Origin of the sequence: Actinoplanes sp. NPDC023936 (assembly GCF_040639325.1) — a bacterium.
GTDB lineage: Bacteria > Actinomycetota > Actinomycetes > Mycobacteriales > Micromonosporaceae > Actinoplanes.
The window spans coordinates 307,550-323,392 of sequence record NZ_JBEZZR010000004.1; the positions used below are offsets into that span (position 1 = coordinate 307,550).

At 74.6% G+C, this 15,843-nt stretch carries 10 protein-coding genes; 5 read left to right on the forward strand and 5 right to left on the reverse strand.

The annotated features are described in order from the left end of the window. Nucleotides 1-76 precede the first annotated feature (76 nt). Genes AB0F72_RS07695 through AB0F72_RS07715 form a run of 5 tightly spaced genes read left to right on the forward strand, consistent with a single transcriptional unit; the run spans nucleotide 77 to nucleotide 10,263 of the window. A complete protein-coding gene (locus tag AB0F72_RS07695; RefSeq protein ID WP_360426828.1) occupies nucleotides 77-3,379 on the forward strand; it encodes a DUF4132 domain-containing protein in 3,303 nt (1,100 codons plus the stop codon). Then, nucleotides 3,376-4,485 carry an AAA family ATPase gene (locus tag AB0F72_RS07700; protein ID WP_360426831.1) on the forward strand — a complete coding sequence of 370 codons (1,110 nt, stop codon included), beginning with the start codon at nucleotides 3,376-3,378 and terminating at the stop codon, nucleotides 4,483-4,485. The genes AB0F72_RS07695 and AB0F72_RS07700 overlap by 4 nt, the downstream gene beginning before the upstream one ends. Continuing rightward, nucleotides 4,482-6,917: a DUF5682 family protein gene (locus AB0F72_RS07705; protein ID WP_360426834.1), complete on the forward strand. Its 2,436-nt coding sequence runs from the start codon at nucleotides 4,482-4,484 to the stop codon at nucleotides 6,915-6,917. The genes AB0F72_RS07700 and AB0F72_RS07705 overlap by 4 nt, the downstream gene beginning before the upstream one ends. Next, nucleotides 6,914-8,032, forward strand: a complete 1,119-nt coding sequence (locus AB0F72_RS07710) for a VWA domain-containing protein (RefSeq protein WP_360426837.1) — start codon at nucleotides 6,914-6,916, stop codon at nucleotides 8,030-8,032. Before AB0F72_RS07705 ends, AB0F72_RS07710 begins: the two co-directional genes overlap by 4 nt. Continuing rightward, the gene (locus AB0F72_RS07715) at nucleotides 8,029-10,263 is read left to right on the forward strand and encodes a hypothetical protein (protein ID WP_360426841.1); all 2,235 of its coding nucleotides are present in this window, start codon (nucleotides 8,029-8,031) and stop codon (nucleotides 10,261-10,263) included. Before AB0F72_RS07710 ends, AB0F72_RS07715 begins: the two co-directional genes overlap by 4 nt. A gap of 128 nt (nucleotides 10,264-10,391) precedes the next feature. Here the strand turns inward: AB0F72_RS07715 and AB0F72_RS07720 are convergent, their stop codons facing one another. From AB0F72_RS07720 to AB0F72_RS07740, 5 genes are all read right to left on the reverse strand, one after another. Next, nucleotides 10,392-11,417, reverse strand: coding sequence for a hypothetical protein (locus AB0F72_RS07720; RefSeq protein ID WP_360426845.1), 1,026 nt, complete (start codon nucleotides 11,415-11,417; stop codon nucleotides 10,392-10,394). 100 nt (nucleotides 11,418-11,517) lie between these two features. Further along, entirely contained in the window at nucleotides 11,518-12,474 is a 957-nt protein-coding gene (gene egtD / locus AB0F72_RS07725; RefSeq protein ID WP_360426848.1) for an L-histidine N(alpha)-methyltransferase, read from the reverse strand. Then, complete coding sequence (gene egtC / locus AB0F72_RS07730; protein WP_360426851.1) at nucleotides 12,471-13,205, reverse strand: ergothioneine biosynthesis protein EgtC; 735 nt, start codon at nucleotides 13,203-13,205, stop codon at nucleotides 12,471-12,473. Before egtC ends, egtD begins: the two co-directional genes overlap by 4 nt. Further along, nucleotides 13,205-14,497 carry an ergothioneine biosynthesis protein EgtB gene (gene egtB, locus AB0F72_RS07735; RefSeq protein ID WP_360426854.1) on the reverse strand — a complete coding sequence of 431 codons (1,293 nt, stop codon included), beginning with the start codon at nucleotides 14,495-14,497 and terminating at the stop codon, nucleotides 13,205-13,207. Before egtB ends, egtC begins: the two co-directional genes overlap by 1 nt. A gap of 20 nt (nucleotides 14,498-14,517) precedes the next feature. Further along, the gene (locus AB0F72_RS07740; RefSeq protein ID WP_360426857.1) at nucleotides 14,518-15,690 is read right to left on the reverse strand and encodes a glutamate-cysteine ligase family protein; all 1,173 of its coding nucleotides are present in this window, start codon (nucleotides 15,688-15,690) and stop codon (nucleotides 14,518-14,520) included. Nucleotides 15,691-15,843: the final 153 nt, after the last annotated feature.

Here is a 15,843-nt window from a genome sequence, read left to right on the forward strand (position 1 = left end):
GGTCCACATCGGAGCAGGTGTCCACGGGTGTCGATGGCTTCGGTTTTTGTCGGTGGGCCTCGCTAGGGTTCCGGCCATGCTCTCGTTCGCGATCCCGTCCGGGTGGCGCCGGTTCGTGCTGCCACGCCGGGCCGATGCCCCGCCGATGCCCGAGGTCCAGGGGGTGCGGGTCCAGCACGCCACCGAGCTGATCACCGCGTTCCACGGTGACGTGCTCTCCTCGTTCGGGCACCGCGACACTCCCGGCGAGGTGTCCGAGGCGGGCCGGGCCTACCTGGCGGAGGGCCCCGCGGCGTCACCGCTCGGGGCGGCCGCCGTGGTCCAGGCGATCTCCGGCCTGCTCGACTGGTCCCGGCTGGACGAGGCCGAAGCGTTCGGCGACTACTGGCGGGAGCGGCACGGCCTCGCCTTCGCGGCCGCCGCGACGGCCGAGCTCGCGGCGCTGCACCCGGGCGATTTCGGGGTCGGCCGCCCGATCACCCACGGCGCGCCGGACCGGGACGCGACGGGCTATTCGACGAACCTCGCGGTCACGATCGCTTACCGGCTGCGCCGGGCCGTCGCGGCCGCGCCCCCGGCGGACTATGCGGAGGTCGTCGCGGCCCTCGCGGCGGTCCGCGGCGCGTCGCTGCCGCAGCGCGCGGTGATCTCGGTGCTGGCTCCCGACGAGACCGCCTGGGCCCACGAGATCATCGGGCAGGTGCTCGGGCGGCCCGACCGGGCGGCCGTCAAGCTGCTGCTGCTCACCGTCGTCACCGACGGCGAGCTCGCCCGGCGCCTCGCCGAGGAGACGAGCGCCTGGCAGCTGGCACACGAGCCGCAGCTGCTCTACACGTTCGCCGCCGGTGTCGGCGACGCGTCGGTGCCGGCGCTCACCCACTGGCTCGACGACCACGGCACCGCCGACGGGCAGCGGAAACTGCTCGGCGTGCTCGCCGCGATCGGCACCGACGAGGCGTTCACCGCGCTCGTCGACCGGCTCGACCGGCCGCACGTGGCCGGCGCGGTCGCCGAGGTGGCCGCCCAGCACCCGGCCCGGGCGCTGCGGGTGCTCGCCGCCTCCGGCCGGCCGGCCGCGACCCGCCTGCTGCGCGGTCACGTGGTCAGCCGGCTGGATCTCGCCGCGGAGGTCCGCCCGGAGCTCACGGGTCCGGCCGCGGAGCGTCTCGACGCGGTCCTCGGCTCGCTCGGCGCGGCCACCGCGGACAGCGCCGACCCGGCCGATCTGCCCGGCGTGCTCACCGATCCGCCCTGGGTCACCCGTGTCACGCGAAAGCCGCTCGTCGTCGCGGGTCTCACCACGGACGACACGGTGCGGGTCGTCTGGGCGCCGCGCGAGCGGGAGGCCTGGGGGCGGAGCAGCTGGACCCACTGGCACGGCTCGCGCGACTTCGCCCTCGTCGCCCGCCAGTTCGGCACCGCCCAGGTCAGCCGGTGGGACGAGATCTACTTCTTCCTGATGGCCGGCGACGAGCTCACCCTGCCGCTGATCGAGCGCTGGCGGCCCGCCGACGTCTGGGACATCGGCGAGTGGGGCCCGGCCCTCCTCGCGCGCTACGGCGCGGCGGCCGTCCCGGCGCTGGCCGACTGCGCGCGACGCGCCCCGGTCACCGTCGCGCCGCTCCTGGCCCCGGTCGAGTCACCCGAGGTCGCGCTGCTGATGGCGGACTGGCGCCGGCGCCTCCGGTCGGTGCGCAAGATCGCCACGACCTGGCTGGCCCGGCACGCCGCCGCGGCGGCCCGGGCGCTGATCCCGGTCGCGGTGGGCCCGGTCGCCGGTAAGGCCGGCGCCGCGCGCGCCGGCGCGGAGGACGCTCTGCGCGCGCTGGCTGCCGCCTGTCACGCCGACGAGGTGCGCGCGGCCGCCGGGGGGTTCGGTCCGGAGGCCGTCGCGTCGGTCGAGGAGATCCTGGCGGTCGATCCGCTGACGATCCTCCCCAAGGCCCTCCCCGACGTGCCGGAGTGGGCCAACCCGGCGCTGCTGCCCCCGATCCGGCTCACCGGCGGCCGGGGCACGCTGCCGCCGAGCGCGGTGGGTCACCTGCTGACCATGCTGGCGATGTCCCGGCTCGGCGAGGCGTACCCCGGGGTGGACCTGGTGCGCGCCGAGTGCGAGCCGGCCGATCTCGCCGCGTTCGCCTGGGCGCTGTTCACCGAGTGGCGCGAGGCCGGCCACCCGGCGAAACAGAACTGGGCGCTGGACGCGACGGGTCTGCTCGGCGACGACGACACGGTGCGCCGGCTCGCCCCGGTGATCCGGGCCTGGCCCGGTGAGGGCGGCCATGCCCGCGCGGTGACCGGCCTCGACGTGCTCGCCGAGATCGGCACCGACGTCGCCCTGATGTACCTGCACGGCATCTCGCAGAAGGTCAAGTTCCGAGGGCTCAAGGAGCGCGCCCAGGAGAAGATCGCGGAGCTGGCGGCCGCGCTCGGCCTCAGCCCCGACGAGCTGGCCGACCGCCTCGTGCCCGACCTCGGGCTGGACGCCGACGGCAGCCTGGTCCTCGACTACGGCCGCCGGCAGTTCACGGTCGGCTTCGACGAGCAGCTGAAACCGTTCGTCGCGGACGCGGGCGGGCGGCGGCGCACGTCGCTGCCGAAACCCGGCGCCCAGGACGACGCGGTGCTGGCCCCGGAGGCGTACCAGCGGTTCTCGGCCCTGAAGAAAGACGTCCGCGCGATCGCCGCCGACCAGGTGCGCCGCCTGGAACGGGCGATGGTGGACCAGCGCCGGTGGAGCGGGGCCGACTTCCAGCGGTACTTCGCGGGACACCCGCTGCTGCGGCACCTGGTGCGGCGGCTGGTCTGGCTGCGGATCGGGGAATCCGCCGGGGTGCGCCTGGCCGAGGACGGCACGTTCGCGGACGTGACCGACGAGACGGTGGTCCTGCGCGACGACGAGGAGATCGCGGTGGCACACCCGCTGCGGCTCGGCGACGAGGCGCGGGCGTGGGCCGAGGTCTTCGCCGACTACGAGATCCTCCAGCCGTTCCCGCAGCTCGGCCGCGAGGTGGAGGCGCTCGCGCCGGACCAGATCGAGGAGCGTCTGGGCAGAGGCTTCCTCGGCGTGCCGGCGGCGACCACCACGCTGCTCGGCCTGGAACGGCGTGGCTGGCGTCGCGGCGCGCCGCAGGACGCCGGGGTGCAGGGCTGGTTCGAGCGGGACGTGCCGGGCGACCTCACCCTGGTCGTCGAGATCGACCCGGGCATCGCGGTCGGGGCGCTCGACGTGCTGCCCGAGCAGAAGATCACCGAGGTCTACCTGGACGATCGCCACGGTCACCGCACCTACCAGCGGCGGGAGAGCAGCCGGCTCGGCGAGCTCGACCCGATCGTGGCGGCCGAGGCGCTGCGCGACCTGAGCGAGGTGCTTCCGTGAGTGCTGCCGTCGAGGTCTCGGCGGGCCGTGCCCAGCGGCCGCCGGCCGAGGTGCGTTACGCCGACGAGCTGGCCCGGCTGCGCGCCGGCGACGACGCGCCGAAACCGCCCGGCTGGGCGCTCAGCCTGCGGGCCGCCCGGGCGTTCATCGTCGGCGACGAGAAACTCGGCATCGCCCGTAAGTTCGTCGGCGACCCGTCGCTGATCGACCGGGCCCTGGTCAGCCTCGCGACCAGCCGCGGCCTGCTGCTCGTCGGCGAGCCCGGCACCGCGAAATCGCTGCTCTCCGAGCTGCTCGCGGCCGCGGTGAGCGGGGACTCGACGCTGACCATCCAGGGCGGCGCGGCCACCACCGAGGACCAGATCAAGTACTCGTGGAACTACGCGCTGCTGGTCTCCGAGGGCCCGACCGAGCGGTCGCTGGTGCCGGCGCCGCTGCTGCGCGGCATGGCACAGGGCCGGACCGTGCGGTTCGAGGAGATCACCCGGTGCCCGCTGGAGGTGCAGGACTGCCTGCTCTCGCCACTCTCCGACCGGGTGATGGCGGTGCCGGAGCTGCCCGGCGACGCCGGCATGGTGTTCGCCCGGGACGGCTTCAACATCATCGCCACCGCGAACACCCGGGACCGGGGCGTCAACGACATGAGCTCGGCGCTGAAACGGCGCTTCAACTTCGAGACGGTCTTCCCGATCGCCGACTTCGACACCGAGCTGTCCCTGGTGGAGTCCGAGGCGACCGAGCTGCTGCGCCGCTCCGGGGTCACCGCGCCGCCGAGGCGGGACGTCCTGGAGGTGCTCGTCACCACGTTCCGCGAGCTGCGGACCGGGCGGACCGCGCGAGGCGACGAGATGGAGCGGCTCTCCGCGGTGATGAGCACCGCCGAGGCGGTGTCGGTGGCACACGCGGTCGGCCTGCGCGGCTGGTTCCTGCACGGCACGCCCGGCTCGGCCGCCGACCTGGTCTCCTGCCTCGCCGGCACGGCCGCCAAGGACAACGCGGACGACCTGGCCAAGCTGCGGCGCTACCTCGAACAGCACACCTCGTGGCGCACCGGCCGGCAGTGGCGGGAACTGCGGGACGCGCGCCGGGAACTGCCGGGCGGATGAGCCTCACCGTCCTCGGGGTCCGGCACCACAGCCCGGCCTGCGCCCGCCTGGTCGGCGAGACGATCGCCGCGCTCCGGCCGGCGTACGTGCTGATCGAGGGACCGGCCGACATGAACGACCGGATCGGCGAGCTGCTGCTCGGGCACGAGCTGCCGGTGGCGGTCTACACCAGTTACGCCGACGACGCCCGGCGGCACGGGTCGTGGGCGCCGTTCTGCGGGTACTCGCCGGAGTGGGTGGCGCTGACCGCCGGGCGGGCGGCCGGGGCGGAGCTGCGCTTCATCGACCTGCCGGCCTGGCACGAGGCGTTCGCCGACCGCAGCAACCGGTACGCCGACGCCGAGCAGCGCTACGCCGAGGCGGTGGAGCGGCTGTGCGCGGCGTTCGGGGTGGACAACACCGACGCGCTCTGGGACCACCTGGTCGAGATGGAACCGGGAGAGGGGCTGGCGGAGCGGCTCGCCGCGTATTTCGACCTGATCCGCGGGGAGGCGGCGGCCGGGCCGTCGGACACGGCCCGCGAGGAGTACATGGCGGCCTGGATCCGGGCGGCGGTGGCCGACGCCGGGGAGCGCCCGGTCGTGGCGGTGGTCGGCGGCTTCCACCGGCCGGCGCTGATCCGCCTCGCCGCGGCGCCCGCCCCCGGCCCGCCGGTGCCGGCGCCGGCTCCCGGCCCGCCGTTGCCGTCTCCCGGCCCGCCTTTGTCGGCGCCGGCTCCCGGCACGCCGTGGCCCGCTGTCCCGCGGCTGCCCGAGGACGCCACCGGCGGCAGCTATCTCGTGCCCTACTCGTTCCGGCGGCTCGACGCGTTCGCGGGCTACCAGTCCGGCATGCCCTCGCCGGAGTACTACCAGCGGCTCTGGGAGGACGGCCCGGCCGAAGCCGCCCGCTACCTGCTGACCGCTGTCACCGGACGGCTGCGGGACCGGGGCCAGCCGGTCTCCACGGCCGATCTGATCGCCGCCCGGACCAGCGCGGAGGCGCTCTCCCGGCTGCGCGGGCACCGCCACCCGGCCCGGGTCGACGTGCTCGACGGCCTGGCCGCCGCCCTGATCAACGAAGCTCTCGACATCCCGCTGCCGTGGTCGGTGCGCGGGACCATCACGGCCGGTCAGCATCCGGCCGTCGTGGAGATGACCGCGGCGCTCAGTGGCGACCGGGTCGGCCGGCTGCACCCGGACACCCCGCTGCCACCCCTCGTGCACGCGGCCACCGCCGAGGTGGAACGGCACGGCCTGGACCGCGCCGGCGACCGCGAGATCGACCTGCTCGACCAGGCCGGGCGGGAACGCAGCCGGGTGCTGCACCGGCTGCGGATCCTGGACATTCCCGGGTACGCCCGGACGGCCGGCCCGGCCACCGGCGTCGACCCGGTCCTGACCGAGAAGTGGACGATCCGCGACCACGAGAACCGCCTGGTGGCGCTGATCGAGGCCGGCGGTTACGGCCCGACGCTGGAGTCCGCCGCGACGGCTCGGATCAGCGAGCGGGTCGACGCGGCCGGCAACGATCTCGGCCGGCTCGCGGACGCGCTCTTCGACGCGGCGCTCAGCGGCGTCACCGAACTCGCCGGCGACCTGCCGGCCCGGCTGGAACGCGGCGTCGCGGCCGGCCGCGACCTCGGCGAACTGGGCCGGGTCCTCACCGTGACGCTCGCGCTGTGGCGGCACGACCGGCTGCTCGGGACGGCCGGGAGCGAGCTGCTCGGCGCGGTCGTGGCGGGAGCGACACGCCGCATCCTCTGGCTCGCCGAGGGCTGGCACGGCGCGGGGGCTCCGGCCGATCTCCGGCGGATCCGGGCGGTCGTTGCGGTGCGCGACGCGATCCGGCATGCGGCGGTGACGGGCGTCGACCGTACCGCGGCGATCGCGATCGCCGGGCGGATCGCGGCCGACCGCGCCGCGCCTCCCGACCTGCGCGGCGCCTTCTACGGCCTGGCCCGGACCCTCGCCGAGGACACGTCCGACCCGGCGCCCGCGGTGCGCGGCGCGTTCACCGGCGGCGCCGCCGGTGACTGGCTGGCCGGGTTGTTCGCGGTGGCCCGGGAATCGGTCCTCGCGCCCGGCGGCATCCTCGGCGTGCTCGACGAGCTGATCGGCGGGATCGGGGCCGAGGAATTCCTGGTGGCGTTGCCGGCGCTGCGGCAGGCGTTCGAGTTCTTCCCGCCCCGGGAACGCGCCACCATCGCGGAACGGCTGCTGGAGGCGCGTGGGCTCGGTGGTTCCGGGCGCGACCTGCTCCGGACGAGCGTGCCGCCGGAGGTGGTGGCGGCGGGGATGGCGCTGGACGAGGCGGTCGAGGAGAGGCTGGCGCGGGCGGGGCTGCTTCCGGTCCCCGAGCCGCTTCCGGGTCGTGGGCCGCTTCCGGGGCCGCTTAGCGTTGGCGGGCCGCTTCCGGGTGATGTGCCGCCTTCGGCGGGGGAGGAACGATGATCGATCCCGGACTCGAGCGGTGGCGGCTGATCCTCGGCGAACCGGCCGGCGGTAGCCTCGGCGGCCTCGACGGGGAGGCGGCCGGGCGGGACGCCGCGCTGGACTGGCTCTACGGCCGCGACGAGGAACTGGACCGCCGGGACATCCGTCGCCGGCCGGGTGGCAGCGGCGGCTCCCAGCTCACCACCGTCGACTGGCTCGACGACATCGTCCGGCTCTTCCCGAAAGAGACGGTCGAGCGGCTGCAACGCGACGCCGTCGAACGGTACGAGATCCACGAGATCGTCACCGACCCCGCCGTGCTGGAACGGGTCGAGCCGAACCCGGCGCTGCTGCGGGCCGTGCTGCGCACCAAGCACCTGATGAATCCCGAGGTGCTCCGGCTGGCCCGGCGCATCGTCGAGAAAGTGGTGCGCGACCTGGTCGAACGGCTCGCGACCGAGGTGCGGCAGAGCTTCTCCGGCGCCCGCGCGCGGCAGGCCACCCGGTTCAAGCTGGCCCGCGACTTCGACGCGCGGCGCACGATCCGGGCGAACCTCGGGCACTACGACAGGGAGAAACGGCGGCTCTCCGTCGAAACACCGTACTTCTTGGCCCGTACCCGAAGGAATCTGACGCCCTGGCAGGTGATCCTTCTTGTCGACCAGTCCGGGTCGATGCTGCCCTCGGTGATCCACTCGGCGGTCACCGCGTCCTGCCTGTGGGGGCTGCCCGGAGTGAAGACGCACCTGATCGCTTTCGACACCGAGGTGGTCGATCTGACCTCGGACGTCAGCGACCCGGTCGAGCTGCTGATGAAGACGCAGCTCGGCGGCGGCACCGACATCGCCCGCGCGGTGCGGTACGCGGCACAGATCGTGGAACAGCCGCGGCGTGCCATCGTCGCGATCGTCAGCGACTTCTTCGAGGGCGGATCGGAGGCCGCGCTGGTGCGAGGCGTGCGTGAGCTGGTGGATCAGGGCAGCACCGTGCTCGGCTTGGCCGCGCTCGACGAGCAGGCCGACCCGGCCTACGACCGGGCGTGCGCGCAGCGGCTGGCGGACGCCGGAGCGTGGATGGGCGCGATGACACCGGGCCGGCTGGCCGAGTTCGTGGCGGAGAAGGTGGGCCGGTGAGCGCGGATCTCCTGCCGGAGCGGGCCGATCTGGTGGCGCTGGACACGGACGCGCTCGCGGCACTCGCCAACCGGGGCCTGGTGAAGCGGGCGGCGCGCGAGGTCGAACGGGACGCGCCCGCGTTGTCCGCCGGGGACGGGCCGGTGGTGGTCGCCGCGTTCGGGGACGGCGTGCGGACCGAGTTGCCGGCGGGTGGCCTCGATCGGGCGCGATGCTCGTGCGGGGCGACCACCGTCTGCCGGCACGTGATCGGGGCGGTCCTGGCCTATCAGGCGGTCGCCGCGTCAACCCGGGCCGGGAGTGGGCCGGGCGGCGACGGCAGCGGTCCGGGCGGAGCCGCGAGCTCGCCGGGGCGAGCGGAGAGTGGCCCGGGCAGGGGCGGCAGCGGGCCGGGCGGCGACGGCATCGGGCCGGCGTCCGGGGAGGCCGGAGCCGGCAGTTCCGAGGCCGAAGCCGCCGCGTCGCCGGCCACCGTGCGCGGGGAGTCCGGGGTATCGAGTCCGAGCTGGTCGCCGGGTGAGTTCACCGACGAGGAGGTGACCGCCCGGATCGGGAGCCGCCTGGTCAGCGTGGCGCGGCGTGCCGAGCGGACCGGCTACTCGGCGCGGGTCCGGCGGGGGACGGTTCCGGTGGTGGAGCTGGCGTCGGCGACGGTGCGGTTCCTGGTGCCGCGCGACCTGGGCTATGTGCACACCGACGCCCGCGCGGGCACCCGCGACGACGTGATCGCGCTGGCGGTCTGGGCGTTCCGGGCCGCCGACGTCCAGCATCCGGGCGAGGCGGAATGCCTGGTCGACGTGGGTGGCGCCGCAGCGGGCCGGGACGGCAGCCGGCGGGACACCGGTCTGGAGCCGGTGCTGGAGTTCGCCGCGGACGTGCTCCGGCACGGCGCCGTGCACGCGGGCGAGGGGCTGGCGGCGGCGGTCGCCGGGCACCTCAACCGGCTGGAACGGGACGGTCTGCGCTGGCCGCTCGACGCCACCGCGGAACTGGCCGGGCAGCTCGCCGGGTACGCCGAGCGCAGCGCCCGCTACTCACCGGAGACCCTCGCCGACCTGCTCGCCGAACTCTTCGCCCGCCATCGCGCCGTAGCCGCCGCCAGCCGCGGAGTCGACGACGTCGCGGGCGTCTCCGGAGCAGCTGCCGGCGGTGGGGGTCTCTCTCGGGCCGTCGTGGGCGGCGGCGCGGGGCTGCGGGCTCGGGTGCTCGGGTCGGAGGAGTCCGCGGAGACCCCGTTGCGCCGGGTGCGGCTGGACGGCCTCGGCGCGCGGGTGAGCGCCGTGGACGACCGGCGGATCGTGGAGATCTTCCACGCGCAGGCGGCGACCGGGACGGTGCTCGTCTCGCAGCGGGAGTGGACGGCCGAGGACGACGGACCCGCGCTGGCCCGGCGCCGGCTCGGCGGATCGACAGTGGGCGCGCTCGCGGCCGGGGTCGTCGTCACCGAGTCCGCGGTGCGCAGCGCCAGCCGGGCCGTGCGGCTCGCCACCAGCCGGGTGGCGCGGACCACTGTCACGGCCGGCGCCGGCGCCTGGGACCGGCTGCCGCCGACCCTTCTCACGACCGAGTATCCCCGGCTGGCCGCGGAGATCGATGGGTTGCCGCCACGGCCGGTGCGCGCGAGGGTACGGGCCGAGCTGGTCCGGGTTCTCGCGATCGCCGAGGTCGGCGGCATCCACTACGCGCCCGGGGAGCAGCGGCTCACCGTGGAGATCCGGGACGGTGGCGGCGTCGCGGCGACCGTGACGGCGACTCACGCGGGCGTCGCGCCGGGACGGATCGACGCGGTGCTGGCGGCGTTGTCGGGGCGGCACGGTGTTCCGAGGTTCGTGGCCGGAAGTGTTCACCGGGGTGGTGGCGGGCTGGTGGTGGACCCGTACGCGATCGTCGCTGACGGACCGCCGATCGTGCCGGACCTGGCCGATCCGGATCGGGAGGCCGACCGGCTCGGGGCGGCCGAGGGCCCGGGCGCCGACCCCCTCACGGTGGCGGTCGCGCGGACGCGCGAGGTGCTCGCCGAGGCCGCGCACCTGGGTCTCGCGCACCTGCCCGCCGCCTATCCGGACCGGCTGCGGGAGGCCCGGCAGGCCCTCGCGCGGGTCGGGCTGCACCGCCTCGCGGGCGCGCTCGACGGCCTCGCCGCGACGCTGGGCCCCGACCCGGGCGAGGCTGCGGTCCAGGCCTGGGTGGACGCCCACCTCCGCGCCGGAGCCACCGCCGAGCTGCTGTGACCCGCGCCCGGCCGTCGGGGCTGGGCACCGCGCGGGGCACGCGCCGGACACGCGCGGGCACGCGCCGGACACGCGCGGGCACGCGCGCTGGACACGCGCTGGGCCGTGCCGCCCCCGGACGGGACGGGTCAGGCCTGGTCGATCCAGGCGGCCCACTCGCGCAGCCACTCGCTCTGCGCTGCAGTGATCGCGCTCAAGCGGGCGTAATCCGTCGGGCGCAGGCTCTGGCGGCGCAGCCATGCCAGCTGGGCGGGGCGGCTCGGGACGTTCGGCCCGAGGCCGGTGGTGAAGAGCAGCGTCTCGTTCACCGCGCGCCGGCGTAACGCCTCGTCGGCGCGGAACCACTCGGCTTCGGTGTGTAGCGTGGTCAGCTGATTGACCATGTTCTGCACGGCACGCTGCGCGTCCGCTTCCTCCTGGGCGGCCAGGTCGGCCTGCCGGCGTACGGCGTCGCGCCACAGTCCCGCCCAGTTCGCCGGGAGCCGGGGCGGCGGGCCGCCGTCCGTGACCCAGTCGACGCGCTGCCGCTCCGAGCGCAGCACCTCGTCGACCAGAGCCCGGTGCGGTTCTCCCGAACCGGTCGAGTCCGGCGACGGCACGACCGGCGGACCGGCCGGCGGCATGATCGGCGGCGGCGCGGGCACCACGGAGATCAGCGCGTCGATCTCCGCCGGGTTGAGCGTGCGGACTGTCACCGCCGCTTGCCAGTCGTGCGCCACCACGCTGATCTCCACGTCGCGCAGCGAGCAGCGCACCGCCCACCACCGGTCACCGGCCCGCAGCCGGCGGCCGGACACGGTGCGCCCGTCGACGGTGACGGTCCGGTCCTCGCCGGCCCACTCGACCGACGAGAACCGGTCACCGTTCGCCCGCATGTGATGCTCGAGCAGCTCGCGGAGCGGGCCGCCGGTCACCTGGGTGCCGGCCCAGCGCGTGGTCTCCACGCTGACCCACGAACCGGCCGGCGTCAGGTTGCCGTAGTCGACGCGGACGCAGGTCGCCGCGCCGTTGAAGGCCTCCCAGCCGCCGATCCGGGCGGGTGGCAGGCTTGTCACGCCGGCCAGCACCGCCACCGGGAGGGGACGCAGGCGCAGGGCCCGCCGGAGCTCGTCGCGCCCGGACCGGACCAGTTCCTCCCGTGGATCGAACTCCATCGGCGCACCCCCTCGCTCGATGCCAGTGTGGCACCGCAGGGAAAGCCCGGCACGCCGGGAAAACGCCAGGGGGGACCCGGCAGGCGAAACCCGGAATCCGTCAGCGCGCCTGCGCCAGCACCACCCCGAACCACTCCCGCGGATCAGTCCACCAGTGACTCAGCTCGAACCCGGCCGCCGCCAGCTCCGCCGTTAGCCCGGCCTGGCGGAACTTCGCCGAGATCTCGGTCCGCAGTTCCTCCCCGGCCGCGAACTCCACTGTCAGATCGAGGCCGGGAATCCGGACCCGCTGGGCGGTCCCGGCCCGCAACCGCATCTCGATCCACTCCTGTTCCGGGTTCCAGAGCGCCACGTGCGCGAACGCCGGCGGGTCGAAGTCGGCGCCCAGTTCCCGGTTCACCACGGCCAGGACGTTGCGGTTGAACGCGGCGGTCACCCCGGCCGCGTCGTCGTAGGCGGGCACCAGCACGGCCGGGTCCTTGACCAGGTCGGCGCCGAGCAGCAGCCATTCGCCGGGGCGCAGCGCCTGCCGCACGGACGCCAGGAACGTGGCGCGGTCGGCGGGCGTCAGGTTGCCGATCGTCCCGCCGAGGAACGCGATCACCCGGTTGTCCCCGTCCGGCAGGTGCCCGAGGTGCCGCGCGAAGTCACCGACGATCCCGGTGACGGTCAGCCCCGGATAGGAGACGCCGAGCGAGTCGACCGCCGCGGACAGGGCGGACGCGGAGACGTCGAGCGGGACGAAGGAGCCGAGCGTGCCCCGGCCGAGCATCGCGTCGAGCAGCAGCCGGGTCTTCTCCGACGAGCCGGAGCCGAGTTCGACAAGGGTCTTCGCCTCGGTGATCCGGGCGATCGCCGGCGCGGCCTCGGTGAGGACGGCGCGTTCGGTGCGGGTCGGGTAGTACTCCGGCAGCCGGGTGATCTCTTCGAACAGCGCGCTCCCGCGGGCGTCGTAGAACCACTTCGGCGGCAGCCATTTCGGTGCCGCGGTGAGCCCGGTCCGCACGTCGGAGCGCAGGGCCCGGGCGATGTCGTCATCGTCGATCAGGTTGATCACGAGATATCCAAACGGGAGGGGGTGGCGACGACCAGCCGGCCGTCCGGGACCGACTGCCAGGAGGGGTCGGCGTCGAGTGGTTCGGACGCGATCAGCACCGCGCCGCCGCCGGCGCGCACCGACAGCGCGTGCCCGGCGGTCGTGGCGACCATCTGGGCGCCGTCGGTGAGCAGCAGGTTCAGCCGGGACTGCGGCGCGACCGCGAGGACCTCCGCGACGACCGCGGCGACGGCTTTCGCCGGGGGCCAGCCGGCGCGGAGCTTCCCCCGTACCAGGGCCCACAAGGCCGCGGAGTCGGTGGGCGCGTCCAGAGTGAGCAGATCTTCCACCGGAAGGTCGCCGGCGAGGCCGGCGATCGCACCCGGCCAGCCGCGCACGACGCCGTTGTGACTGAAGAGCCACGTGCCGTCGGTGAAGGGCGCGGCCGCGCTCTCGGTCACCGGCATGCCGATCGTGGCCGAGCGGACCGCCGCGAGCAGGGCGCCCGACGTCGTCGCCGCCGCCAGCGCGGGAAGGGCAGAATCGGTCCAGATCGGCATGGCGCTGCGGTACCGGATCGGTGTCGCGGCGCCGGGCGGGTACCACCCGGCGCCGAATCCGTCCGCGTTGATCGTGCCCCCGCCGCGCATGTCACGCGGCGCCCACGCCTGCCGGGACAGGGCGTGGGGAGGATCGAACAGGAATTCCCTCAGGGGTACGGGCGGACCGAGGTACCCGAGATGCCGGCACATCAGGCGTCCCGTGCGAGCCGGAACCCGCTGAAGATCTGCCGCCGGATCGGGTGGTCCCAGTTGCGGAAGGTGCTCCGCGCGGCGGCCGCGTCGGTGCCGAACGAGCCGCCGCGCAGCATCTTGTAGTCGCCGCCGAAGAACACCTCGGAGTATTCGCGGTAGGGGAACGGGGCGAAGCCGGGGTAGGGATCAAAATCGGACGAGAGCCACTCCCAGACGTCACCGATCATCTGGTGCACACCGAGCGGGGAGGCGCCCTCCGGGTACGCCCCGACCGGCGCCGGCGACAGATGCCGCTGACCGAGGTTGGCGTGCCGCGGCTCGGGTGACTCGTCGCCCCACGGGAACCGGCGGGAGCGCCCGGTCGCCGTGTCGAACCGGGCGGCTTTCTCCCACTCCGCCTCGGTGGGCAGCCGTTTCCCGGCCCAGGCGGCATAGGCCTCGGCCTCGAAATAGCAGACGTGCACGACCGGCTCGTCGACATTTATCGGATTCACCCAGCCGAACTGCCGGTTGTGCCATCCCACCCCGTCATTGACCCAGTGCAGCGGGGCGACAAGTCCCGCTTTAACGCGATAAGCCCAGCCACGCTCACTCCACCACCGTGGATCGTCGTAACCCCCGGCCGCGATGAACTCCTGATACTGGCCGTTGGTCACCGGCGCCGCGTCGATGAAGAACGCCGGCACGTCGACCACGTGCGCCGGCCGCTCGTTGTCCAGCGCCCACGCATCGGTGCTGGTGCCCATCGTGAACGGCCCGCCCGCCACGAACACCTCCCCGGCCACGCGCACCCGCGACGGCGGCGGGGCGGGCGCGGTCAGCACCGGGTCGCCGATCCGCAGCTGGTGGGTGGCGAGCATGGTCTCGTCGTGCTGCTGCTCGTGCTGGACGATCATGCCGAAGGCGAAGCCGTTGTCGAGCAGCGGCCGGCTCGGGTCGAAGGTCGTCCGGTCCAGCACGTCGAGCGCCTTGTCCCGGACCTGCGCGACATAGGCGCGGGCCTGTCCGGGGTCGAGCAGCGGCAGCGCCGGCCGGTCCTTGCGGGCGTGCTTGAAGGCGTCGTAGAGCTCGTCGATGTCCTGGCGGACCGGGTCCCGGCCGCCGACGTCCCGGACCAGCCAGAGTTCCTCCTGGTTGCCGACGTGGGCCAGGTCCCAGACCAGCGGGGACATCAGCGGAGAGTGCTGGCGGATCAGGTCGGTCTCGTCGACCGCGTCGGTGAGCGCGGCGGTGCGGGCGCGGGTGCGCTCCAGTTCGGCGGCAATGGCCAGCCGCAAGTCCTGTGTCATGCGAGTTCTCCCCGGAAGGGTCAGGCCGCGGCCGCGACGGCGTGCAGGCGGCGGGAGAGGATGTCGGAGACGGTGTCGCATACGGGCGCCGGCAGTCCCGTGCGGTCGAGGTTCCGGCAGGCCAGTTCGGCCAGGGCGCGAGCCGCTTCGCGGACCGGCGGGTCGTCGAGCCCGGCTCGTGCGGCGGCGTGCCACCGTCCGGCGCCGGGTGCGGCCGCGAACCGGGCCTGGTCGACGAGCGTGTCGTCGGCGAGCAGCGCGGACAGGGCCGCGGCCGGGGCGATCCACTCACCGCCCGGCTGGGCGTCCAGGTACCGGACCTCCAGGTACCCGCGGGGGCGTACCGGCGGGAAGAGGGTCCCGAGGTGGTACTCGACGTCGTCCACGGTGGGCGTCCCGGTCTCGATCCAGCCGGCCAGCGTGAGACCCGGCGGGGCGTCCCAGGGGCCGTCGTCGCGGCGGACGCAGAGCAGCGGGGCGTCGAGCGCGTACCGGGCCCAGTCGAGTGCCGGGTCGTCGCCGAGCGGGACCGGTCCGGTGCGGCGTGGCTCCATGGCCAGCCAGGCGGCCATCCGGGCGGAGGACCAGCGGGTGTCGCGCCCGGCGTGCCGCCGCGAGTTCGCGAAGAGCGCGATCAGTGCCGGGCCGGCCTCGTTCAGCGCCGCCCAGCGCTGCGGCGTGCCGGCGTCGAAACAGACCTGCAGGCCCGCGGTGCTGCCCATCATGGTCCGTCCGGCCCGGCCGGAGGCGCGTTCCATCGCCGCGTAGCGAGGAGTGTCGAGGATGCGGCGCGGCGGCCGGTGCGGGTCGATGCCCCGCTCGCCCAGGACGATGCCCGAGCGGCCCAGCAGGTCGGTGAGGGTGGCGTGATCGGCGGAGACGGCGGCGTGCAGGCCGGCCAGGTCGTCCGCCACGGCCGATGAGATCTCGATCTGGCCGCCCGGTTCGCAGGTGACGGTGCTTCCGCCGGGCAGCGGTACGGGGTAGGGGTTACCGAGCGTGGCGGGCGCGTGCTCGCCGAGGGCGGCGGCCAGGTCCCCTGCCGAAAGATAGTCGGTGGGATCGCCGGCGTAGTGCGTGGTCCATTCCAGCTCGACGCCGACGCGCTGCGGGGGACCGGTCTTGAAGCAGATTCCGGAGATGTGCTCGATCGCTTCCTCGCTTGATCGCAGCACCCGGTCAGCGGGATTCATCACTTCTCCAATCCTCACTCACAGTGATAGCTAAACTTCGATGAGTGTGGTCTTCTGGGGACGATACCCACTCCCGGCGGCGGTTGCCCGCACCCGATCCTGTGGCGATCCTCTCGGTGAGCGGGCAACGAGCGGGCGGCGTCCTGATCGAAC

What these genes read in the sequence shown, in the direction of transcription:
- AB0F72_RS07740 (WP_360426857.1), bottom strand. Translation starts at nt 15,690, where the DNA reads ATGAATCCCGCTGACCGGGTGCTGCGATCAAGCGAGGAAGCGATCGAG.
- egtB (WP_360426854.1), bottom strand. Translation starts at nt 14,497, where the DNA reads ATGACACAGGACTTGCGGCTGGCCATTGCCGCCGAACTGGAGCGCACC.
- egtC (WP_360426851.1), bottom strand. Translation starts at nt 13,205, where the DNA reads ATGTGCCGGCATCTCGGGTACCTCGGTCCGCCCGTACCCCTGAGGGAA.
- AB0F72_RS07720 (WP_360426845.1), bottom strand. Translation starts at nt 11,417, where the DNA reads ATGGAGTTCGATCCACGGGAGGAACTGGTCCGGTCCGGGCGCGACGAG.
- AB0F72_RS07710 (WP_360426837.1), top strand. Translation starts at nt 6,914, where the DNA reads ATGATCGATCCCGGACTCGAGCGGTGGCGGCTGATCCTCGGCGAACCG.
- AB0F72_RS07695 (WP_360426828.1), top strand. Translation starts at nt 77, where the DNA reads ATGCTCTCGTTCGCGATCCCGTCCGGGTGGCGCCGGTTCGTGCTGCCA.
- AB0F72_RS07705 (WP_360426834.1), top strand. Translation starts at nt 4,482, where the DNA reads ATGAGCCTCACCGTCCTCGGGGTCCGGCACCACAGCCCGGCCTGCGCC.